The sequence below is a fragment of the Methylohalomonas lacus genome, from assembly GCF_024808875.1.
Classification (GTDB): Bacteria; Pseudomonadota; Gammaproteobacteria; order Methylohalomonadales; family Methylohalomonadaceae; genus Methylohalomonas; species Methylohalomonas lacus.
The window spans coordinates 36,119-57,194 of the sequence record NZ_JANUCT010000007.1; the positions used below are offsets into that span (position 1 = coordinate 36,119).

Here is a 21,076-nt window from a genome sequence, read left to right on the forward strand (position 1 = left end):
GCTGACTGGTGCCGGGAAAACGAATTCACCAGCCCGGGGCGGCTATCGGCGCCGGTCAAAACCGGCTACGCTGGGATTCCGGTCCAAGCGCTAAAACCAGAGCATGTCGAAAAAACATCCCATCGTCGCCGTCACGGGTTCTTCCGGCGCCGGCACTTCCAGCGTCAAGCGCGCATTCGAGGAAGTCTTTCGCAGCCAGGGCCTGCATCCGGCAATAATCGAGGGCGACGGTTTCCATCGCTACGATCGTGCGCAGATGGATGAGGAAGTGGAAAAGGCCGAGACCGCGGGCCGTCAGCTGACCCACTTCGGCCCGGAAGGCAACCTGTTCGAGGAGCTGGAAGCGCTCTTCCGGGAGTACGGCCACCACGGTACGGGCCGGCGCCGCTATTATATCCATGACGATGCCGAGGCGGCCCGCCATGGCTACCCGCCCGGCTCGCTGACACCCTGGGAGGCGCTGCCGGAAGGCACCGATCTCCTGTTCTACGAGGGCCTGCACGGCGGTATCGTCACCGACAGCGCCGACATCTATCAGCACGTCGACCTGCTCATCGGCGTCGCGCCAATCGTCAACCTCGAGTGGATCCAGAAAATCTACCGCGACCAGGCCGTGCGCGGCTACAGCACCCAGGACGCCACGGCGCTGATTCTCAGCCGCATGCATGACTACGTGCACTACGTGGTACCGCAGTTCTCGCGCACCGACATCAATTTCCAGCGCATACCGACAGTCGACACCGCCAACCCGTTCGCCGCCAGCCACATCCCGACCGACGATCAGAGTTACTGCGTGATCCACATCCGCAACCAGAAAAAGCTGCCGGTCGACTTTCGCTATCTTCTGGAGATGCTCGAGGGCTCGTTCATGTCGGCACCGGACACCATCGTCATCCCGGCCGGCAAGAAGGCATTCGCCACGCAGCTCATCATCAACCCGGTGATCTACCAGATGATCGCCGAACGCGACGACAACTGACCGGCCACACTCGGCAAGCCGGGCAAAAGGGCGTTATACTTTCCGGCATTGTGCCGTTTGCGGGTCATGCCAGCGGCATGACTACAAGCAGGGATTTCAACAGGGTAGCCGTATTTCCCGACCGAACGTAGGGGAGAAAAATGCGCTCGATACTGGTACTCAATCCCAAGGGGGGCTGCGGCAAAAGCACCCTGGCCATGAATATCGCCGGCTGGTTCGCCGCTGAACAGGGCGCCAGGGTCGCCCTGGCCGACTGCGACCCGCAGGGCTCCAGCAAGGACTGGCTGGCCATCCGCCCGGAACACCGGCCACCCATCGACAGCGCCACGGTGACCGCCAACAAGACCGAAACGCCGCGCGGCACCGACGTACTCGTCATTGACTCGCCGGCCGCCAGTCACGGCGCACGGCTGGCCAACCTGATGAAACAGGCGCAGACCGTGGTCATCCCGGTACTGCCTTCGGCCATCGACATGCGTGCCGCCGAGCACTTTCTCGCCGAGCTCATCGACATCCGCAAGGTCACGCAGAAGAAGGTCAAACTGGCCACCGTCGCCAACCGCGTACGCGAGGACACCCTGGCCGCAGCCAGCCTCGACGACTACCTGGATCACCTGAAACTGCCCAACGGCACCAAACTCAAGTACCTCACCCTGCTGCGCGCCAGCCAGAACTACGTCCATGCCGCCGAGCAGGGCCTGAGCATCTTTGAACTGCCGCCGTCACGCACCTACTACGACATGGAGCAGTGGGAACCGCTGGTCAAGTGGTTGAACAGCGCCCGCAGCGTGCCGTGATGTGGTGACTGGTGACTGGTGACTGGTGACTGGTGACTGGTGACTGGTGACTGGTGACTGGTGACTGGTGACTGGTGACTAAAAAAGCATGATAGACACTGTTTTGGTGTCAAGGAAAAATCAAAATTCAATGACCAATTAACCGGTTAACGAATTAACCAGTGAACCAGAAATCTTCGCGGCGGGGGCGCCGCTCCTACGTCATAAAATCAATCATTGTGGGAGCCGATTAAAATCGGCGACACATGCATTGGAAGGGTCACGGATTGTGATCCGCTCCCACAATGGCAGGCCTTGCCAATCACTAATCACCGGTCACCAATCAACCAATTAAACCCGCTGGCCCTCAATCTGTAACGGCCCATCCTGGCGCGCACCGCCGGTCGCAGCGATCAGTCCCTGCTGGTAATAGCGCGAGGCTTCGGCATGCTCACCCTGCTGGCGCAGCAGATCCGCCAGTTCGCGGTAGGTCTCGGGTTCCGCCCGGGCATCGATGCTCTGTATCAGATAGGCCTTGGCCTTGCCCCAGAGCCCGCAGCGCAGGCTGAGACGGCCCACGGCCAACAGCAGCGGCGCGTTCTGTGGATGCGCGTCGAGAAACTTCTCGGCGAAATCGAGCTGCTTGATCGGATCGGCGCTCTCGATCTGGCTGTAGAGCTCCATCAGCTGCGCCGACCATTGCTTTTTCAGCGCCGATTTCAGCAGCGCCTCGCAACCGTCGGTATGACCGACGCGGATACACTCGGTGACGTAGGCGGCAAGTAACTGTGGATTGTCACGCAGCTTGCGCGGCGTATCGCGCCAGACGGCATCGATCGATTCGCGCTGGCGACGGCTGCCGGCACGCTGCAACAGACCGATATAGGCCTTGAGTTCCAGGTCGCGGCGCTGTTCGGTCGAGATGAGCCGGTTTTTTGCCAGCTGCGGCAGCAACTGCAATACCGATTCCCAGTCACCCACCTGGCTATAGGTCTGCACCAGCATCTGCTGGATATGGCCCTGGTCGGGCTTGCGATCGTAGAGGTGCTTGAGTGTCGCCAGCGCCTGCTCGGTCTGCTGCTGGTTCATCTGCAACTCGGCCTGGGCGATACCGATGATGATGTCGGCGTTGGGGCTGTGCTGGTGCGCCAGCCGCAGGTAGTTGTCGCGGCGTTCCAGGTCACCCTGCTCCTGGGCGGCGCGGGCTGCCGCCAGATAGTTGATCAATGGCGCCCGGCTGTCACCGGCCCCCTTCTGCAACATCTTCTCGGCACGCTTCCAGTCGCCCTCGATCAAGGCCAGCAGGCCGCGGCGCATGTAGCCCTCGCCACGCAGACGCCGGCGATCGGCGCGCCAGCGCAGCGCCCGACCCGGCAGCCGCCACAGCCCCGTGACCAGACGCAACAGTACAACCACGACAATGATCGTCACCAGCAGCGCAACAACGAAAAAGCTGAACGACGTTTCGATACGCCAGCCCGGCAGGCGCAGGACCATGTGACCGGGATAGTCGTGTGCGAACAGGCCAATCGCCACCGCTACGGCCAGCGCCAGCAGGATCAGGAACAGGATTTTGATACCGGGCAAACGCATGGCTATTCACCCGCACCGTTGGCTTCGGAGCGCTGCCGCTGCCAGGCGCGGACCGATTCCATCGAACCGCTGATGTCGGGCAGCTCGGGATCCAGTTCCAGCGTCGCCATCTGGCTCAGACTGTCCTGGATGTTGGCCACCGCCTCGGCGTCGGTATTGAAATAGCGCTCGAGCCAGTCCTGGATCAGTTCAATGGACGCCTGGAGATTGCGGCTGTCACGCTGCAGCACTGCGGCCCGGGCATTGGCCAGTTCGATACGCAGGTTCTGGTACAGGAAATAACGCTCCTCCGGTGCCAGCAGTTCGGTGGGCGGATCATCCGCGCGCTGGATGACAACCAGCTGGCGAATTTCAGCCCAGATGGCCTGCAGCATGCCGCGCCAGCCCTCGACCGGTTCTTCGCCGGCATCGGTGTCTGCCGGCAGGGGCCGGCTGGTCGAATCGTCGGCCAGTGGCAGCTGCTCGGCACGCTCGACCAAGTCCGCCAGATACAGCGCCATGCCCTCGATATCGGTCTCCGGCACCGCACGCAACGCATTGATATCCTTGGTGAACTGCTCACGCACCGGGATCAGGGCGGGATTGTCGATGTCCTTGACCCGGCGTGCCGCCGCCTCCAGCGCCGCCAAGGCGGTATCAACGTCCTGCGCCAGGTTCAGGCGCTGCATGGCAATGATGGTGAGGTACTCGACTTCGGCCATGGCCCAGTCGAAGTTGTCCATGCGCTCGCGCTCGGCGAGTCGATCCAGAGCTGCCTGGGTGGATTCCTGCACCTGCTCGAGGCCGGCCAGCGCATCGCGTGTCTGGCGCTGCTCCCTGCTGATCTCCGTCAGGTCATCGGCCAGCGCCTGCTGACGGGTCGCGGTCTCGGCCTGCGATGCCTGCAACTGGTAACTGAGGTAGAAGGCATAGCCGCTGAGCGCCACCGCGACCAGCGCCAGCAGGGCGAGCATGGCGATCACCAACCCGCGGCCGCCACCACTGTTTGCCGTAGCGCCGGTCGCTGCTGCCGGTTCTGTCCTGGCGGACGTCTGTGAATCCGTGGATTCGGTCACTGCCGACTGTTCGGTACTGTCGCCTGCATCCTGTGCTTTTTCGTCAGTCATAGCTCTCTCTCGCTTGAATCAGATCATGCGGGCGCTGGCGTCTATTCGTGGCCGACCGCCAGACTTTGCCGCAGTGCCGCCACGATGCCGGCATCGCCACCGCCGGCGGCTACCGCCTGACAATGACGAAACCCCAGCGCCGCTGTCGTTGCGGCCAGGCGCTCACCCAGACAGATGAGCGGCGTGGCCCGCAGACGCGGCTGCCATTCGGCCGGCGTCATCGCCCGCAAGGCGTCGAGCCCGGCGCGGCTGCTGACAACAATCGCCGCCGGCGGCTGCTCGCGCCACAGTTGCGGCAGGCGCGCCTGCGTCGTTTCGTCATGCTGGCGCACGTAGACTTCCAGATAGTCGACCTGCGCACCGCGTTCGCGCAGCGTTGTCGCCAGCTTCTCGCGGCCGCCGCGGCCGCGCACAATCACGATATTCTCGCCGGCCGGTGTCGCCAGTTCCGACCGTGCCAGCAAGGCCTCGCTATCGGCGCCGGCATCAGGCATTACCACATCATTAAATCCGCGTTCGCGCAACGTCGCCGCCGTGCCCGGCCCCACGGCCAGGAGCCGTTTGCCGGCCAGCAGCGCGGCGGCGTCATCGCCAAGAACCCGCCACAGCCAGTCTACCGCATTCCGGCTTATAAACACGGCCGCATTGGCCGCCGCCAATTGCCCGCGCGCCTGGCGTTGCAGCGCGTCGCTGTCTGCCGCGGCAACGATCGCCAGTGTCGGCACCGCCACGGCCGACCAGCCTGCCGCTTCCAGCGCCGCGAGCAGGTTGGTTGCCTGCGCTGCCGGCCGCGTGACCCAGATGTCAGCGCGCGACGTCATCAACCAGTTCGGCGAGTATGCGATCGGCACCCTGAGCCAGCAGGTCGTCGGCCACCGCCAGGCCGACGGGTTCGGCGTCGGCCGCCGGACCACTGTGGCTGGCGCGCAGTATCTCGCTGCCATCAACCCGCGCGACCAGCCCCTGGACATGGATTTGATCGGCGTCGAGTACAGCATGACCGGCGATCGGCAGCATGCAACCGCCGTACAGCCGCCGGCTGATGGCGCGCTCGGCCGCCAGGCAGATCTCGGCGCCGGGATCGTTGAGCGATTCGATCAACGACGTGACAACCGGATCATTGCGCCGCGTTTCGACCCCGATCACGCCCTGGCCCACCGCCGGCAGCATGGTATCGGCGGCGATGTACTCGCTGACGCGATCGCTCAGCTCGAGGCGCTTGACGCCGGCAGCCGCCAGCATGATGGCGTCGTATTCACCGCGATCGAGCTTGGCAAGGCGGGTACCGACGTTACCGCGCAGATCGGTAACCTCGATATCCGGCCGCAGGCCGCGCAGCTGCGACTGCCGGCGCAGGCTCGAGGTGCCGACGCGGGCACCGGCCGGCAAGCCCGCCAGCGTCGTTCCGGGCGGCGCAACCAATGCATCGCGCGGGTCCTCGCGCCGCAGCAGTACACTGATGGCCAGGCCATCCGGCAGATCGATGGTGACGTCCTTCATCGAGTGCACTGCCATATCGGCGCGGCCGTCGATCAGACTCTGTTCCAGTTCCTTGATGAACAGTCCCTTGCCACCGGCTGCCGACAGCGGTCCATCAAGAAAGCGATCGCCGGCCGTGGTCATCTCCAGCAGACTGACCTTGAGACCGGGGTGCTGACGCCTGAGCTGATCGGCGACATGGTTGGCCTGCCACAACGCCAGCGGGCTTTTGCGGGTGGCGATGCGTAAATGCTGATCTTTCATGGCAACGACTTCGGTAATTCAACGTGCGTTTCATGATACACGCCTGCCGGACTGATTGAACGCACCGGCAAAACCCTGAGTGGCACGCCAAGCTGCTAGAATGCGCAGACTGCATTCGTCATAAATGACCCACGGAACAGCCCCAGGGAATAGTTATGAAACTCGGCATCGTCATGGACCCGATAGGCGGCATCAAGCCGGCCAAGGACAGCAGCTTCGCCATGCTGCTCGCGGCACAGGCGCGCGGCTGGGAAATTCATTACATGGAGCTGGCCGATCTGTACCTGCTCGACGGTACCGCCTGCGCAAGCAGTCGCCCGGTGCGCGTCGACGATAATACGCATGACTGGTATCAACTCGGCGCTGCGCAAACCATCGAACTGCGCGCACTCGACATCCTATTGATGCGCAAGGATCCGCCGTTCGACAGCCAGTACCAGCTGGCCAGCTACATTCTCGAGCAGGCCGAGCGCGATGGCCTGCTGGTGGTGAACCGGCCGCGCGGTCTGCGCGATGCCAACGAGAAACTGTTTACTCTGCATGTACCGCAGTGTGTACCGCCAACGCTGGTCACCCAGGATGCGCAACGGATTCGCGCGTTTCTCGACCAGCACCGTGACATCATCGTCAAACCGCCGGACGGCATGGGTGGCCACGCGGTGTTCCGGCTGCAAAGCGGCGATGCCAACACCGGTGTGATCATCGAAACCGTTACCGCACGCGGCACGCGTTACGCCATCGCCCAGACTTACCTGCCGGCGATACGGGAAGGCGACAAGCGCATTCTGGTGATCGACGGCGAACCGGTACCGTACGCGCTGGCGCGCCTGGCCAGTGGTGGCGAGGCACGCGCCAACCTCGCCGCCGGTGGCAGCAGCCGCGGCGTCGAACTGAGCACCAGCGATCGCTGGATCTGTGACCAGGTACGTCCGTTATTAAAGGAACACGGCATCTATTTTGCCGGTCTCGATGTCATCGGAGATCGTCTGACCGAGATCAACGTCACGAGTCCGACCTGTATTCGCGAACTGGATCAATACTATGATCTCGACATCGCCGGCCAGTTGCTGGATCGCCTCCAGGCACTGCGCAACAGCTGATAGCACCCGGCTATCCGCGATCTGTCCCGCAGCATGCCAGCGCGGGCCACTCGGCGCCCTGATCTCGGCCTGTGTCGACGGTATAATCCTTCACCAGATGCTGTATCACCTGCCAAACCCGTGACGCCGACCAACCAACCGACACCGCCACCGGTCACGCCGACCGATCGGCTCGCGTTGACGCTGTGCCTGGCGATCATCGTTCATGCGGTGGTCATCCTCGGCGTGACCTTCGCGCCGCAGGACAAGTCCTCGCCGCAGTTCGATCCCATGGACGTTATCCTGGTGCAAAAGGAAAGCGAGGCGCCGGACGAGGCGCAAATGCTGGCCCAGGCCAACCTCGAGGGCGGCGGCGAAAGCGAGGAAAGCGAGCGCCCGGCGACGCCGATACCGGCGCCGTTTCCGGAACCGATCGCCCGGGTGACGCCACCGCCGCCGGCGCAGGTCGAGCCACTGCCCGAGCCGGAGGTGCCACCGGCGCCCGAAAAAGTGCCCGAACCGGCGCCGGCACCCGAACCGCCCGAACCCGTCGAGCAGGTGGCGGTAGAGACTGAAGCCCCCGCCGAGATCAAGCAACCACCGGAGCCGCAGCAGACCGATCCCGAGCCGGAACCGCAGCAACCGACGGAGTCGGAACAGCCGCCGGAACCGAGCAAACCGGAAGCGGAAGTCGCCGAGGTGCCCGACGAACCGGAACAACCGACACCGAGCGCCTCCGAACTGGTCAACAAGAGCCTGGAGATGGCGTCGCTGAACGCCGAGATCCAGCGCAAGATGAAAGCGCGCGCCGAACGGCCGAAGCGCACGTTCATTTCCGCCAGCACCAAGGAATACAAGTACGCCTCGTACATGGAAGCCTGGCGCACCAAGGTCGAGCGCATCGGCAACCTGAATTACCCGGAAGAAGCACGCAAGCGCGGCCTGACCGGCAGCCTGATCCTGGATGTCGCCCTGAAACCGGACGGCTCGGTCGACGAGATCACCATCCGCCGGTCGTCCGGCACCAAGCTGCTTGACGATGCCGCCATCCGCATCGTCGAGCTGGCAGCGCCGTTCGCACCGTTTCCGGACAACATCCGCAAAGACACCGACATTCTGCACATCACGCGGACGTGGCAGTTCATGCAGGGCAATCGCTTCCGTTGACCGCGGTATACCTTGTAGTTTGTCGGCCAAGCCCCGATACTGGATAGCATGCAGTCAACGAATCTCACCAGCCATTTTCTCATCGCCATGCCGAGCCTGGCGGACCCGAATTTCCAGCACACGGTGACCTTTATCTGCGCGCACAATGACGATGGCGCCATGGGCATCGTCATCAACCGGCCGCTGGATTTCAGCCTCAACGAGGTGCTGTCACAGATGGATCTGACCCCGGCCAGCGCAGCGATCGGGCAGACCACCGTCTACCAGGGCGGGCCGGTCCAGACCGATCGCGGTTTTATCCTGCACACGCCGGACAAGCACTGGGAGTCATCGATCCAGATCAGCGAGCAAATCAGCGTGACCACGTCGCGCGACATACTCGAGGCCATCGCCCATGGTGAAGGGCCGCGTTCGGCGCTGATCACGCTCGGCTACGCCGGCTGGGCCGCCGGTCAGCTGGAAAAGGAGATCGCCGACAACGCCTGGCTCAGTGGCCCGGCCGAAACCGACATCATCTTCACCACCGCCTGCGAGGAACGCTGGGCTGCGGCGGCGAAAATGCTTGGCGTCGACATCCAGATGCTGTCGTCGGACGTCGGCCACGCCTGAACCGTGCCGGCCGACCGCGCGCAACCCGACGCCCGGACCTTGCTCGGCTTCGATTTTGGCGACAAGCGCATCGGTGTCGCCGTCGGCCAGACGCTGACCGGCAGCGCCAATGCCCTGACCACGGTGCGGATGACGCAACAGAAACCCGACTGGGCGGCGATCAGCCGGCTCATCGATGAATGGCAGCCACAGGCGCTGATCGTCGGCATCCCGCTGACCATGACCGGTGACACACAACCGCTGACCGATCGCGCCCGCGCCTTCGCCCGCAAGCTCGAGGGTCGTTATCATCTGCCGGTTCACGGCGTCGACGAACGCCTGACCACGCGCGCCGCGCGCGATCACCTGCAAAGCAGTTATGATGTCGATCCGGAAGCAGCCCGGATCATTCTCGAAACCTGGCTGCAGGAAAACGCCGATGGTACGGCGGCGCAGACCGCGGTATCGCACCAGCGCAGCCACGCCAACACCGACAAGAGCTAAGGCATGACCGACAGCGCAATCGACATTGAGGCCACCCTCGATGACATGACGCAGCGCCTGCGCGCGCTCCTGACCGCCAGCGGCCGTGACGATGTCGCTCTGATCGGCATCCACAGCGGCGGCGTCTGGATCGCGCAGGCATTGCATGAACGACTGGGCACAACAACACCGCTCGGCGAGATCAACATCACCTTCTACCGCGACGATTTCAGCCGCATCGGCATGCATCCGCGGGTGAAGCCGTCGAACCTGCCGTTTCCGGTGGAAGACCGGCACATTGTTCTGGTCGACGACGTGCTCTACACCGGCCGCACGATACGCGCCGCCCTGAACGAGATATTCGACTACGGTCGCCCGGCCAGTGTCACGCTCGCGGTGCTGGTCGAGCGCGGCGGTCGCGAGCTGCCGATCCAGGCGGACATCATCGGCCAGACCATCACCCCGGCCCAGGGCGAACATGTTAAACTCCTTGGCCCGGAGCCCCTGGTCCTGGTTACAAAAGGCACTGGTCAATAAACAGACTGCATGACGACGCCGCAACAACACGACCCCGACAACAACAGCCAGCTCGATGCCCAGGGTCGCCTCCGTCATTTCCTGACCACCGAAGGCCTGAGCCGCGATCAGCTCACCCAGATCCTCGACTACGCCGAGACATTCGCGGGCGTCGGCGAGCGGCCGGTGAAAAAGGTGCCGCTGCTGCGCGGCAAGACCATCATGAACCTGTTCTTCGAGCCGAGTACGCGCACGCGCACGACCTTCGAACTGGCCGCCAAACGCCTGTCAGCCGACGTGCTGAATCTGAACATCGAAGCCTCGGCGACCAAGAAGGGCGAGACGCTGGCCGATACGCTGCACACGCTCGAGGCCATGCACTGTGACATGTTCGTCGTGCGTCACGCGCAAAGCGGCGCCGCGCATTACATTGCCCGCCAGGTTGCGCCGCACGTCAGCGTCATCAATGCCGGCGACGGCAGCCACGCGCATCCGACCCAGGCGATGCTGGATGTATTCACCATCCGCCAGCACAAGCCGGATTTCAGCCAGCTGACCGTGGCCATTGTCGGTGACATCGCCCACTCGCGCGTTGCCCGCTCCGAGATCCACGCCCTCAAGGCGTTAGGCGTGAAAACCCTGCGCGTAGTCGGTCCGCGGACGCTCATCCCGGCCGGCGTGGAGCAACTCGGCGTCGAGGTCTTTCATGACCTCGACCAGGGCCTGCGCGACGTCGACGTGGTGATGATGCTGCGCCTGCAGCGCGAGCGCATGGCCGGCGCCTACATTCCCAGCGAACACGAGTACTTCCGCCGCTACGGCCTGACCGAGGCGCGACTGGCGGTGGCAAAACCCGACGCCATCGTCATGCACCCGGGGCCCATCAACCGCGGGGTCGAAATCGACTCGCAGATCGCCGACGGTCGCCACTCGGTGATCCTGCAGCAGGTCAGCCACGGCATCGCCATCCGCATGGCCGTCATGGCGATGACACTCGGCCGCCAGGGCGGCGAGAATACCGCCGACGAGGACGCTGGCTGATGCGCATTCTGATCCGCAATGGCCGCGTCATCGACCCGGCCAACGACATCGATAAAACCGCCGACGTTTACATCAGTGACGGTCGCATCGCCGCCGTCGGCTCCATGAACGACTTCCAGCCGGACCGCACCATCGACGCCGATGGCTGCCTGGTCGTGCCGGGACTGGTCGACCTGAGCACGCGGTTGCGCGAACCCGGCGCCGAACACAAGGCAACCATCGGCAGCGAGCTGCGTGCCGCCGCCGCCGGCGGCGTAACCACGCTGTGCATGCCGCCGGACACCGACCCGGTGATCGACACGCCGGCGGTGGTCGACATGATCCAGCGCCGCAGCCGCCAGCTTGGCCTGGTCGGCGTCTACACCCTCGGCGCACTGACCAAAGGCCTGGCCGGGGAAACGCTGGCGGAAATGGACACTCTCAAGGCCGCCGGCTGCGTCGGCGTCGGCAACGCGCTGCGACCGATCGCGAACAGCCAGGTGCTGCGCCGCGCGTTCGAATACGCCGCCAGCTGCGAACTGAAAGTCTTTTACGACGCCGAGGACGCCGCGCTGCGCGCCGGCGGCGTCGCCCACGAGGGCGCGGTCAGTACGCGCCTGGGTCTGCCCGGCATCCCGGAAACCGCGGAAACGGTGGCCATCAGCCGCGCGCTGCTGCTGGCCGAGCAGACCGGCGTCAGTCTGCACATCTGCCGTGTCACCACGGCGCGCGGCCTGGAACTGATCCAGGCGGCACGCGAACGCGGCCTGGCCGTAACCGCCGACGTCGGTATCTGCTACCTGCACCTGACCGCCGACAACCTGCTGGACGCCAATCCCGACTGTCATCTGCTGCCGCCGCTGCGCGATGCCGCCAACCGCGACGCGCTGCGCGCGGGTCTGGCCGACGGCGGCGTGACTGCCATCTGTTCGGATCACCAGCCGCACGATGCCGACGCCAAGGCCGGCCCGTTCGTCGCCACCGAACCGGGCGCGGCGACGCTGGAGCAATGGCTGCCGCTGACGCTACAGCTCGCCGGCCACGCCGGGCTCGAACTGCCGCGCCTAATCGCGGCCGTAACTAGCCAGCCGGCGCGCATCCTCGATCTGGCCGCCGGCACGCTGACGGTCGGCCGCAGCGCCGATATCTGCGTCGTCGATCCGCTGGCCCCGGTTGAAGTCACGGCGGACCAGGGTCTGAGCGCCGGTCGCAACACGCCGTTCGCCGGCCACACCCTCAAGGGCCGGGTTCGGTATACAATGCGCCGCGGCAAATTCACCCACGCTGACGAATCGCACTCCGCATGAACGAACATTCCCGGCACGCCGCCGCGCATCCGGCAACGCGCGATACCATTTTCCCGGAGCAGGCGCCGATCCTGCTGCACGAGGCCTTCGCCGGTGACCAGCACATCATTCGCCTGCAGGCACCGGAAATCGCCGCCCACGCGCAGCCCGGCTCGTTCGTGCACATGCAGGTACATCCGACCCTGCTCATGCGCCGGCCGATGTCGATCATGCGCGCCAACCCGAAAGCCGGCTGGATCGAGATCCTCTACAAGGCGCACGGCGAGGGCACGCGCCTGCTGAGCGAGCGCCGCATCGACGAGCTGGTTGATCTCATCGGCCCGATCGGTACCCCGTTCAAGCTCGACGGCTATCGCCGCCGGCCGCTGCTGATCGGCGGCGGCGTCGGCATGCCACCGATGATCTTTCTCGCCGAACATATCCGCCGCCAGGCAACGGATAACCAGCCGCTGGTCATCCTCGGTTCGGAAGTGCCGTTCCCGTTCAAGGCACGACCGTCGCAGATCCTGGTGCCCGGTCTGCCGGCCGAGGTGATCGCCGGCATGCCACTGCTGGAAGACTGGCACATACCCAGCCGCCTGTGCAGCCAGCAGGATTTTCCCGGCTGCCACCAGGGCTTCGTCACCGATCTGGCACGGCTGTGGCTGGACAGTATGGAGCCGCGCCAGCATGGCGAGGTCGAGGTCTTCGCCTGCGGCCCGACGCCGATGCTGAAGGCGGTCGCGCAGCTGACGGCGGAATACGATCTGCCCTGCCAGGTGTCGCTGGAAGAACACATGGCCTGCGCGGTCGGCGGTTGCGCCGGCTGCAACGTGCGCGTGGAAACCGAGACCGGCCCGGCGATGAAGCGCATCTGCGTCGACGGCCCGGTGTTTGACGCCCGCCAGGTGTTTCCGCAAGCCGGCTGAACCCGGCCGGGGTAAATGGCTGGCTACAACCAGACTGCTGGTTTCCAGTAACCATGTGGTCGTAACCAGCCCACCATGGCAGCTCGCTAATTAAAATATAACTTACTGAATATAAAGGTAATTAATGCATGGTGCCGACATGGCACGGGAACTGCATTATTCAAGACAGACGCTGATTAAAGCGTAGACATACAAATCTCAGAACAGGAGTGATTATCATGAAATGGGCAACCCCGTCTTATAACGACATCCGCTTTGGTTTCGAAGTGACGATGTACATCAACAACAAGTAAGTCTCTTGCTTGGTTGTGATAAAAACCCCGCCCCGGCGGGGTTTTTTAATGGCCACTCGATCGCGCCGCCCGCCGACAGCCACAATCCTTGCGCGTTATTTCCATCCTCCGTGCAAGGTTGGCGCCTATAAATAACAGTAACAGCCGGGTTCTCCCGGCGCTTCACGGTATCGAACCGTTGTTACATAGGAGGCTGTCATGCAGATTCACAAGACAATCCGCCACGCGCTGATCGCCGCGGCACTGGTAACGCTGGCCGGTTGTGCCGGCCACGGCATGAACAAGGAAGGCATTGGCACGCTCGCCGGCGCCGGTCTCGGCGGCTGGGCCGGTTCCACCGTCGGCAGTGGTAGCGGCCAACTGGTCGGCGTCGCCGTCGGCACACTGGCCGGCGCCATGATCGGCGGCTCGGTCGGCCGTAGCATGGACGAAGTCGACCGCATGAAGATCAGCCGGGCACTGGAAACCAGCCCGTCCTATTCCGAAACCCGCTGGCGCAATCCGGATTCGGGTGCCGCCTACAGCGTGACCCCGCAACCGGCCTACGAGACCGCATCCGGCCCATGCCGGCCCTACGTGGTCGACGCCTATATCGATGGCCGGCCAACCGAGGTCGAGGGCACCGCCTGCCGCCAGCCGGACGGCGCCTGGGTGACCCGTTCGTAAAACCCGGTAATCCGAAATAAAAAGGCCCGCGAATGCGGGCCTTTGGTTTTGCCGGTTAATACTTGTTACAGGAAATCATGCCGGATGCTGATACCCGCGTAGGCGTTGATTTCCGGGGCCGGTTCGTAGAAACGACTCGACGTATCGTTGATTCGAATATTAGAGAAATATTCCTTATCGAAGATATTGTTGATACCTATGAAGGGCTCAATCTGCGTGTCTCCCACACGGGTCGAATAACCGGCGCGCAGGTTGGAAACGCCGTAGCCGGCAACTTCCGTGTTATTGGTATCGTCCGTAAATAATTCGCCAACCAGCAGCGTATCCCAGACTCCATAAAAGCCTGACGGATGTTCATAAGCCAGTTCAATCTGGCCAAAGTGCTTGGGGATCCCGGGCAAACGATTACCATCAAAATTGGCCTGCACGGGCGGCGTAGTGAACCCGGTTGATATTTCCGGCCTGAAAGTATCGTACTTGAAATCGGAGTATGTATAGGCAAGTGAAGCCGTCAGATTGGCCGTGGGCTGCACGCTTAACGCCAATTCAAAGCCTTCCCGGGTGGTCTCGCCAGCATTATTGAACAGGTTCTGATCGACGTCGTCGACAACCAGCTCATCCTCACCATCGATACGGAATACAGCAGCATTATAGGTAAAGCCATGCCACTGCGGCACTGCCCCCTTGATGCCGATTTCATAATTGGTGGCCGTCTGTGCATTCAGACTGGTATTAAAACCACCCGAACCGGCAACGTTACTGAACTCGGTGGTGGACGGCGTTTCAAACGAGCGTGAGACGTTACCGTAGATGTTGAAATTACGAATCGGCGACCAGAGCAGTCCAACCAGCGGACTGACCTCCTCGTAGTCAACCTTGCCGGAATCATCGCCATCAGACAGAAACTTGTCATCGACATCGAATTCGACCTTGTCGTAGCGGATGCCGGTCGTCAGCGTGATGGTGTCGGTCAGATACTGTTCGTTCTGTGCAAATAGACCGATACTGCTGACATCTTCCTCCTGGTCCAACACCAGGGCGCCACGTTGACCGCCCAACAGATTGTTGAAGTTCTGACGATCATCTTGCTGGGACTCGATATCAAAACCGGTTGTGAAACGATTGTTCGCGCCCTTGAAAGTATACTGCGCACCACCCCCAACAAAGAAACGATCGAATGCAACCTGCCCTCCCGTGCCTGCGCCGACACCCGGACCGAACGGCAGGCTGTTATCGAAGTCCGTGAACACGTAGTAGTTGCGCAGCTTTATTTCATGCTGTGGCGCCAGATCCTTGCGATAGACAAAACCAAGGCGCTGCTCTTCCTTACTCTCACCGGTATTCAACAGATCCGCACGATCCCTGGCTTGCTTGCGATCCTCGCGCACTTCTTCAATCGTCAGTCCGCCCGGATCATTGGCGCGGGGCGAGTCAGAGAAGTTGATGATCGTGGTCAGATCAGATGTCTCATCTATGTCGTACACAAGTTTGGCGTTGCCGATGATGCTTTCGGTCTCGGAATGATCGCGGTAACCGTCAATCTCGTAGCGGCCGATATTGAACAGGTAATTGAGATCACCCTTCTGACCGCCCGTTTTCAGGTTGTACTTGTGAAAACCATAGCTGCCATAGGAATAGCGACCTTCGACAAACGGATCCGCTGGTCCCTCCTCCGATATGATATTGATGACACCGCCCGAGGAGGCGCCGTACAGCGATGATGACGGACCGCGTATTACCTCGATGCGCTCAGCCGAGGCCAAGTCGATGGTATCGATATTACCTTGCCCGTCCGGCAGGGTCTGCGGTATGCCATCGACAATGATCTTGATACCACGAATACCGAAATCCGCGCGTGCCCCGAAACCGCGAATGGCGATGCGCAGATCCTGGGCGAAGTTGTAGCGATTCAGCATGAACACACCCGGGATCTTGGTAAGGGATTCGTCCAGGCCGAGTTGCTGGGTGCCGCGCTGGATATCGTCCTTGCCGACCAGGTCGATGGCGTAGGGCACCTTGTTGATGGGTGTCTCGACGCGCGGCGATGTAACGGTAACCTCGTCGAGTTGCTCGGTCTCGCTATCGGTCTGGGCCGACAGTGCCAGTGGCAGGCCGCTCATTACCAGCGCCACCCCGGCACCGGTTAAACCATGACGGTGAATTTTCATCTTTACCCCTCTCTTGCAAATGTTTTTACGAACAGCCCCATCACGCGACGGTGTGTGACCTCAGGTTTTATCGTTGTTATATCTTTAATTGACAGAAAAACAAGCAGGAAATGTACCGCTTTGATGCGAACCGCCCAATACGCCTTTATTTCAGGCGCATTCTGGCAATAGGCCTGCTGCGACCGGCCGATATACTGTCGCCGTACTGGTTGTTATGCTGCATGGTACTGGTTATAGACGAGCAATTCAGCGTCGACGCCGGGATTGTCTGCGCCGCTGCTCGGCAAGATGGGCCGGCTTGTGCATGGGGCCGATTAATACGAGGCCAGCGACGAAACCGCCGACGTGCGCCCAGAACGCCACGCCACCGGCTGAATCACCCAGGCTCGGCAGCCCGCTGAGGATCTGCAGGCCAAACCAGTAGCCGAGCATGAGCCAGGCCGGTACGGCAATCGTCGTAATGTAGAATCCAAGAAAGATAAGCGTGTTGATTCGCGCCAACGGGTAGAGCCGGGCGTAGGCCCCCATGACACCGCCAATGGCACCGGAAGCACCGACCATCGGAATGCTACTGGCCGGATTGGTAAAAACCTGGGCGGCAGCAGCAGCAAGGCCGCACAGCAGGTAGAAGATGAAGAACCGCACGGCGCCCATGGCATCCTCGACGTTATCGCCGAATACCCACAGGAACCACATGTTGCCTATGATGTGCAGCCAGCTGCCGTGCATAAACATTGACGTAAACAAGGTCACCCCACCACCATCGCCGAGCGTGCAGCCGGCCTGCTGACCCAGTGGCACGACAGTGCCCGGCGCCTGCTGGCCCATCAGCTCGGCCGGGATAAGGCCATACTGACAAATCGAGCGCAGCAGAAAGGCCTCGTGTCCCCAGCCCTGCAGGAATATCCAGGCCAGGGTATTGAGCGTGATCAAACTGACCGTCACGATTGGTGGCCGGACGACCGGGTTTTCATCACTCAGCGGAAACATGGATATGCGCGGCCTTGATCGGTAGAAACTTGCGCCAAAAGACTGATTTCAGGGTGGAACTCATATTCTGGATTTAAAATCTGAGTAGTAGCGCACATATCAGAACAAGTCTGAAAAGTATGATCTCCGATGATACCCGCCCGCTGGTATAGTGAGCGAATTGCCGGGGCGGGTTTCTCTCACCATAACAACCATCGAGGGAATAACATGAGCCTAATCAGAAAACTACAGAAAATTCTGGCAATGCCGCTAGCGGTCCTGATGCTGTTCAGCATGTTTTCGGCCAGTGTTGCTCAGGCCAAGATGGTCGGCACGGATGAAATCATCGCCGAGCAGAACATCAACGCCGATCGCGAAAAGATCATCAACTTTATCGAACGCGATGAGGTCCAGGCCGAGATGCAGTCACTGGGCGTGGATCCGGACGAGGCCAAGAGCCGTGTCGCCGTCATGTCCGACAGCGAAGTCCAGCAGATGGCTGGCAAACTCGATCAGCTCCCCGCCGGTGAAGGCTTTGGCTCGGTCGTCGGTGCCATCGTGCTGGTCTTTCTGGTTCTGTTGCTGACCGACATTCTGTGCCTGACCAACGTCTTTGACTTCACGCGTTGTGCCCGCTAGCACTGCGTTATAATCCGCTCATGCGGCTCAAGGTAACCGGCGGCAGAGCGACGTTGCGCGCCGCGTCTGCCGCCGGTTTACTGTTATTACTGGCGGCCTGTGCCACGCCGCAATACCGCGCTATTGAACAGCAACCCGGTGATTTGCCGCCCCGGGCCAGCGTCGATGATGTCCCCTTCATTGCCCAGGAGGTCCTTTATTGCGGTCCCGCGGCGCTCGCCATGACCCTGAACTGGGCCGGCGTCGACACGAGTCAGGCCGAAGTCGCCGACCAGGTCTATACCCCGGGCCGCGACGGCACCCTGCCCAGCGATCTGCTATCCGGCGCCCGGCGCAACGGTGTACTGGCGGTAAAGGTCGCCTCGCTGCGGGACTTGCTGGCAGAGATTGAGGCCGGCCATCCGGTGCTGGTGTTCCAGAACCTGGGCCTGTCGTTCTGGCCGCAATGGCATTTCGCCGTGGCCACCGGCTACGACCTCGAGCAGGACACGCTGACACTGCACTCGGGCACTCAAGCCGATCACGTCACCGATCTGAACAGCTTCAGCCGCACCTGGCAGCGGGCCGACAACTGGGCCATCACGGTCACGCCGCCCGACCGCTTGCCGCAACGCGCCGATGCAGCGGCCATACTCAGCGGCGCCGCCGGACTCGAGCGTGCCGGCCATTCGTCGGCCGCCCGCCAGGCCTACCAGGCGCTCAGCGAGCGCTGGCCGGAGAACGTCACCGCCTGGATGGGACTTGGTAATACCAGCTATCAGCTTGAACAGCATGATCGCGCCATCGAAAGCTTTCGCGCCGCACTGGACATCAAACCGGAATACGCCCCGGCCTGGAATAACCTGGCCTACAGCCTGCTGCAGGTCGGTCAACATGAGGCCGCGGTAGCAGCGGCCCGGCGGGCGGTTGAATTTGCCGGCGACGAAGCTGAACGTTACCGGCAGACACTGGCAGAGATCGAAACCGGCACGGGCAATTAATAACTCAGGTCGGCCGCTTGCGTTCCTTCACATCGACCTGAATGCGGGCCAGCTTCTTGAAACTGTCGGCGGGCAGGGTAATGCGGCGGCGGGCATCCTGGCTGGCGCGCTGCTCCAGGATCACAACTTCCAGCGCCTCGTGCAGTACTTCCCCTTCCTCATCCACAAACTTGACCGTCAGCGTGCCGTCATAGGCGGCATCGCAGCTGTTATCGATATGGGCGGTCCATTCTGCCGTCGTCATGCCGTATTCGGTATTCAATTCCTCGACATTGTTCTCCGAGACATCGAGACAGGAGCTGGCGTCTTCCGCCTGCACCGCCGAGGCTGACCACAATAAGGCGAGGGTCAGTAACCAACGCATAAACTTCTTCCGGACGAATATTTGCATACAGTTTAACAAAGCCTCCAGGGCATTACGGTAGTACTGCGTAAAGGCAATCAATAAACATGCCATTTTTACAGACAAAATCAGCACTTAACGATCAGTACCTTAGCGCCGGAACTCGCCGGTGGCGGCGTCGTCATATGTGTAATTATGGCACATGTATCACTTTTTCAAGATTTAATGCTACCAACCTGACCTGACGGAAACCCGTTTTGCGACCACCTGCCCTGCTACAACGCTATACGCTGCGCACCGCGCTACTGTTATTCGTCCTCATCCCGTTCGTGCTGCTGATGGGGGTCGGCGGTTATTACAGCCTGCAGCAACTGGAGCAGCAGGTCGAAAAACGCATGCAGGAAGACATCGAGCTGATTGCCCGTGCCATCCGCCTGCCGCTGAGTCATGCTCTCGAGCGCGGTCGCATTGGCGGCATCGAGCAGGCACTGGCCTCGGCGTTTCACATCGACCGCGTCTACGGCGTTTATGTTTATGACGAAAACGGCAAGCAGATCGCGGCCAGCGGCACGCGCGATGCGCAGGTACCGAGCGATCGCGCCGCCGAAATCGCTTCCACCGGCGGCCTGCAAAGCGAGTACGACGAGGCCGGCGGCCAGCAGATCTTCTCGTACTTCCTGCCGCTTACCGACAGCGGCGGCCGTATCAGCGGGCTGCTCCAGGTCACCCGTCGCGGCAGTGATTTCCAGACCTACGTCAACGAAGTACGCATGGAGGTCCTCATGGGGCTGGGCATTACCGCCCTGGTGCTGACACTCATCGTGTTCTTCGGTCATTACGGTGCCATCGGTCGCTACCTGCGCAGCATGGAAAACAGCATGGCGCGTATTGGTGCCGGCGAAAGCGAATTACGCGTCCCCGAGGAAGGGCCGGCAGAACTCAGCACCCTGAGCCACGGTATCAACAAGATGCTCGATCGCATTCATGCCTCGCAGCAGCAGATCGAGCAGCAGCGTGAACGCGAGCTCGAATTGCGCCTGCGCCTGCAGCAATCGGAAAAGCTGGCGGCCATCGGCCGGCTGGCCTCCGGCGTCGCTCACGAACTGGGCACGCCCCTGAGCACCATCGATGGCAATGCGCAGCGGCTACTGCGGCGCGACGATCTGCATGAGCGCCAGCGCCAGGCCATCGAGCAAATGCGCGGCGAGGTACAGCGCATGGAAAAAATCATCCACCAGCTGATGGACTTCGGCCGGCGCAATCCGCTCCAGCAACGACCGGTACGGGCCGCCACACTGGTCCACTCGGTACGCGATCAGTGTCAGCGCGATATTGAATCCGGTGCCGTCGACATCGAGTTACTCGGCGACAACCCGGGTCCGCAGGTCGCCGTGGATTCAATGCGCATTGAACAGGCGCTTGGCAACCTGCTGCGCAACGCCATCCAGGCGGCGAGCAGCAGGGTCAGGGTGCAATGGACAAGTACCGATGAGACGGTTGTTTTCACCGTCGAGGATGACGGCCCGGGTATCGACAGTGAACACATGTCACGACTGTTCGAGCCGTTTTATACGACCAAGCCCGTGGGCGAGGGTACCGGCCTCGGTCTGGCCGTGGTGCATGCAGCAGTCAATGATCACAACGGTCGTATCGAAGTGGACACCAGCCCCGATCTTGGCGGGGCACGCTTTTGCATCTATCTGAACGAATATATCGGCAGCGAGAATGCTGCGGAACACGAGGTGGTATGAGT

The 21,076-nt window shown here is 62.0% G+C and carries 22 protein-coding genes; 15 read left to right on the forward strand and 7 right to left on the reverse strand.

Going from position 1 to position 21,076, the window contains the following annotated elements:
- Positions 1 to 103 precede the first annotated feature (103 nt).
- A complete protein-coding gene (locus J2T55_RS06175; RefSeq protein WP_259054856.1) occupies positions 104 to 979 on the forward strand; it encodes a phosphoribulokinase in 876 nt (291 codons plus the stop codon).
- 140 nt (positions 980 to 1,119) lie between these two features.
- On the forward strand, positions 1,120 to 1,776 hold the full coding sequence (locus tag J2T55_RS06180; protein ID WP_259054857.1) for a ParA family protein: 657 nt from the start codon (positions 1,120 to 1,122) through the stop codon (positions 1,774 to 1,776).
- A 330-nt stretch (positions 1,777 to 2,106) separates the two neighbouring features.
- Here the strand turns inward: J2T55_RS06180 and J2T55_RS06185 are convergent, their stop codons facing one another.
- Genes J2T55_RS06185 through hemC form a run of 4 tightly spaced genes read right to left on the reverse strand, consistent with a single transcriptional unit; the run spans position 2,107 to position 6,197 of the window.
- Entirely contained in the window at positions 2,107 to 3,348 is a 1,242-nt protein-coding gene (locus tag J2T55_RS06185; protein WP_259054858.1) for a heme biosynthesis HemY N-terminal domain-containing protein, read from the reverse strand.
- 2 nt (positions 3,349 to 3,350) lie between these two features.
- Positions 3,351 to 4,454, reverse strand: coding sequence for a uroporphyrinogen-III C-methyltransferase (locus J2T55_RS06190; protein ID WP_259054859.1), 1,104 nt, complete (start codon positions 4,452 to 4,454; stop codon positions 3,351 to 3,353).
- Positions 4,455 to 4,495: 41 nt separating this feature from the next.
- Positions 4,496 to 5,275 (reverse strand): uroporphyrinogen-III synthase, encoded by a 780-nt coding sequence (locus J2T55_RS06195; protein WP_259054860.1) that lies wholly within the window; start codon positions 5,273 to 5,275, stop codon positions 4,496 to 4,498.
- Positions 5,259 to 6,197, reverse strand: a complete 939-nt coding sequence (gene hemC, locus J2T55_RS06200; RefSeq protein ID WP_259054861.1) for a hydroxymethylbilane synthase — start codon at positions 6,195 to 6,197, stop codon at positions 5,259 to 5,261. The genes J2T55_RS06195 and hemC overlap by 17 nt, the downstream gene beginning before the upstream one ends.
- Positions 6,198 to 6,352: 155 nt before the next feature.
- Between hemC and gshB the strand changes: the two genes are divergently transcribed.
- The 10 genes from gshB (at position 6,353) to J2T55_RS06245 (ending at position 14,224) form a co-directional block, all read left to right on the forward strand.
- A complete protein-coding gene (gene gshB / locus J2T55_RS06205) occupies positions 6,353 to 7,297 on the forward strand; it encodes a glutathione synthase (RefSeq protein WP_259054862.1) in 945 nt (314 codons plus the stop codon).
- 120 nt (positions 7,298 to 7,417) lie between these two features.
- The gene (locus J2T55_RS06210) at positions 7,418 to 8,443 is read left to right on the forward strand and encodes an energy transducer TonB (protein WP_259054863.1); all 1,026 of its coding nucleotides are present in this window, start codon (positions 7,418 to 7,420) and stop codon (positions 8,441 to 8,443) included.
- A 48-nt stretch (positions 8,444 to 8,491) separates the two neighbouring features.
- A complete protein-coding gene (locus J2T55_RS06215; RefSeq protein WP_259054864.1) occupies positions 8,492 to 9,052 on the forward strand; it encodes a YqgE/AlgH family protein in 561 nt (186 codons plus the stop codon).
- A 3-nt stretch (positions 9,053 to 9,055) separates the two neighbouring features.
- Positions 9,056 to 9,535 carry a Holliday junction resolvase RuvX gene (gene ruvX, locus J2T55_RS06220; protein WP_259054865.1) on the forward strand — a complete coding sequence of 160 codons (480 nt, stop codon included), beginning with the start codon at positions 9,056 to 9,058 and terminating at the stop codon, positions 9,533 to 9,535.
- Between the two features lie 3 nt (positions 9,536 to 9,538).
- On the forward strand, positions 9,539 to 10,051 hold the full coding sequence (gene pyrR / locus J2T55_RS06225; protein WP_259054869.1) for a bifunctional pyr operon transcriptional regulator/uracil phosphoribosyltransferase PyrR: 513 nt from the start codon (positions 9,539 to 9,541) through the stop codon (positions 10,049 to 10,051).
- A 9-nt stretch (positions 10,052 to 10,060) separates the two neighbouring features.
- Positions 10,061 to 11,071: an aspartate carbamoyltransferase catalytic subunit gene (locus tag J2T55_RS06230; RefSeq protein ID WP_259054870.1), complete on the forward strand. Its 1,011-nt coding sequence runs from the start codon at positions 10,061 to 10,063 to the stop codon at positions 11,069 to 11,071.
- Positions 11,071 to 12,357, forward strand: a complete 1,287-nt coding sequence (locus J2T55_RS06235) for a dihydroorotase (RefSeq protein ID WP_259054871.1) — start codon at positions 11,071 to 11,073, stop codon at positions 12,355 to 12,357. Before J2T55_RS06230 ends, J2T55_RS06235 begins: the two co-directional genes overlap by 1 nt.
- Complete coding sequence (locus J2T55_RS06240; RefSeq protein ID WP_259054872.1) at positions 12,354 to 13,265, forward strand: dihydroorotate dehydrogenase electron transfer subunit; 912 nt, start codon at positions 12,354 to 12,356, stop codon at positions 13,263 to 13,265. Before J2T55_RS06235 ends, J2T55_RS06240 begins: the two co-directional genes overlap by 4 nt.
- A gap of 218 nt (positions 13,266 to 13,483) precedes the next feature.
- Positions 13,484 to 13,558: a pyrroloquinoline quinone precursor peptide PqqA gene (gene pqqA, locus J2T55_RS13230; RefSeq protein WP_407660055.1), complete on the forward strand. Its 75-nt coding sequence runs from the start codon at positions 13,484 to 13,486 to the stop codon at positions 13,556 to 13,558.
- 198 nt (positions 13,559 to 13,756) lie between these two features.
- Entirely contained in the window at positions 13,757 to 14,224 is a 468-nt protein-coding gene (locus tag J2T55_RS06245) for a hypothetical protein (RefSeq protein WP_259054874.1), read from the forward strand.
- 65 nt (positions 14,225 to 14,289) lie between these two features.
- Here the strand turns inward: J2T55_RS06245 and J2T55_RS06250 are convergent, their stop codons facing one another.
- Both J2T55_RS06250 and J2T55_RS06255 read right to left on the reverse strand, forming a co-directional pair.
- Entirely contained in the window at positions 14,290 to 16,392 is a 2,103-nt protein-coding gene (locus J2T55_RS06250; protein ID WP_259054875.1) for a TonB-dependent receptor family protein, read from the reverse strand.
- Positions 16,393 to 16,638: 246 nt separating this feature from the next.
- The gene (locus J2T55_RS06255) at positions 16,639 to 17,382 is read right to left on the reverse strand and encodes a rhomboid family intramembrane serine protease (RefSeq protein ID WP_259054876.1); all 744 of its coding nucleotides are present in this window, start codon (positions 17,380 to 17,382) and stop codon (positions 16,639 to 16,641) included.
- A 207-nt stretch (positions 17,383 to 17,589) separates the two neighbouring features.
- Here J2T55_RS06255 and J2T55_RS06260 point away from each other — a divergent pair, with 207 nt between their 5' ends.
- A complete protein-coding gene (locus J2T55_RS06260) occupies positions 17,590 to 18,000 on the forward strand; it encodes a PA2779 family protein (protein ID WP_259054877.1) in 411 nt (136 codons plus the stop codon).
- 20 nt (positions 18,001 to 18,020) lie between these two features.
- Positions 18,021 to 18,980, forward strand: coding sequence for a PA2778 family cysteine peptidase (locus J2T55_RS06265; protein WP_259054878.1), 960 nt, complete (start codon positions 18,021 to 18,023; stop codon positions 18,978 to 18,980).
- Between the two features lie 4 nt (positions 18,981 to 18,984).
- On the opposite strand, the gene J2T55_RS06270 is transcribed toward J2T55_RS06265, so the two are convergent.
- A complete protein-coding gene (locus J2T55_RS06270) occupies positions 18,985 to 19,344 on the reverse strand; it encodes a hypothetical protein (RefSeq protein WP_259054880.1) in 360 nt (119 codons plus the stop codon).
- Positions 19,345 to 19,580: 236 nt separating this feature from the next.
- Between J2T55_RS06270 and J2T55_RS06275 the strand changes: the two genes are divergently transcribed.
- Entirely contained in the window at positions 19,581 to 21,074 is a 1,494-nt protein-coding gene (locus J2T55_RS06275; RefSeq protein WP_259054881.1) for a sensor histidine kinase, read from the forward strand.
- Positions 21,075 to 21,076 lie beyond the last annotated feature (2 nt).

Excerpts from the sequence above, each read along its gene's own strand:
- J2T55_RS06250 (WP_259054875.1), bottom strand. The coding sequence starts at position 16,392 with ATGAAAATTCACCGTCATGGTTTAACCGGTGCCGGGGTGGCGCTGGTA.
- J2T55_RS06235 (WP_259054871.1), top strand. The coding sequence starts at position 11,071 with ATGCGCATTCTGATCCGCAATGGCCGCGTCATCGACCCGGCCAACGAC.
- J2T55_RS06190 (WP_259054859.1), bottom strand. The coding sequence starts at position 4,454 with ATGACTGACGAAAAAGCACAGGATGCAGGCGACAGTACCGAACAGTCG.
- J2T55_RS06215 (WP_259054864.1), top strand. The coding sequence starts at position 8,492 with ATGCAGTCAACGAATCTCACCAGCCATTTTCTCATCGCCATGCCGAGC.
- gshB (WP_259054862.1), top strand. The coding sequence starts at position 6,353 with ATGAAACTCGGCATCGTCATGGACCCGATAGGCGGCATCAAGCCGGCC.
- J2T55_RS06245 (WP_259054874.1), top strand. The coding sequence starts at position 13,757 with ATGCAGATTCACAAGACAATCCGCCACGCGCTGATCGCCGCGGCACTG.
- J2T55_RS06230 (WP_259054870.1), top strand. The coding sequence starts at position 10,061 with ATGACGACGCCGCAACAACACGACCCCGACAACAACAGCCAGCTCGAT.
- J2T55_RS06185 (WP_259054858.1), bottom strand. The coding sequence starts at position 3,348 with ATGCGTTTGCCCGGTATCAAAATCCTGTTCCTGATCCTGCTGGCGCTG.
- J2T55_RS06180 (WP_259054857.1), top strand. The coding sequence starts at position 1,120 with ATGCGCTCGATACTGGTACTCAATCCCAAGGGGGGCTGCGGCAAAAGC.
- pyrR (WP_259054869.1), top strand. The coding sequence starts at position 9,539 with ATGACCGACAGCGCAATCGACATTGAGGCCACCCTCGATGACATGACG.
- J2T55_RS06265 (WP_259054878.1), top strand. The coding sequence starts at position 18,021 with ATGCGGCTCAAGGTAACCGGCGGCAGAGCGACGTTGCGCGCCGCGTCT.
- J2T55_RS06175 (WP_259054856.1), top strand. The coding sequence starts at position 104 with ATGTCGAAAAAACATCCCATCGTCGCCGTCACGGGTTCTTCCGGCGCC.
- hemC (WP_259054861.1), bottom strand. The coding sequence starts at position 6,197 with ATGAAAGATCAGCATTTACGCATCGCCACCCGCAAAAGCCCGCTGGCG.
- J2T55_RS06195 (WP_259054860.1), bottom strand. The coding sequence starts at position 5,275 with ATGACGTCGCGCGCTGACATCTGGGTCACGCGGCCGGCAGCGCAGGCA.
- J2T55_RS06260 (WP_259054877.1), top strand. The coding sequence starts at position 17,590 with ATGAGCCTAATCAGAAAACTACAGAAAATTCTGGCAATGCCGCTAGCG.
- J2T55_RS06270 (WP_259054880.1), bottom strand. The coding sequence starts at position 19,344 with ATGCGTTGGTTACTGACCCTCGCCTTATTGTGGTCAGCCTCGGCGGTG.
- J2T55_RS06240 (WP_259054872.1), top strand. The coding sequence starts at position 12,354 with ATGAACGAACATTCCCGGCACGCCGCCGCGCATCCGGCAACGCGCGAT.
- J2T55_RS06255 (WP_259054876.1), bottom strand. The coding sequence starts at position 17,382 with ATGTTTCCGCTGAGTGATGAAAACCCGGTCGTCCGGCCACCAATCGTG.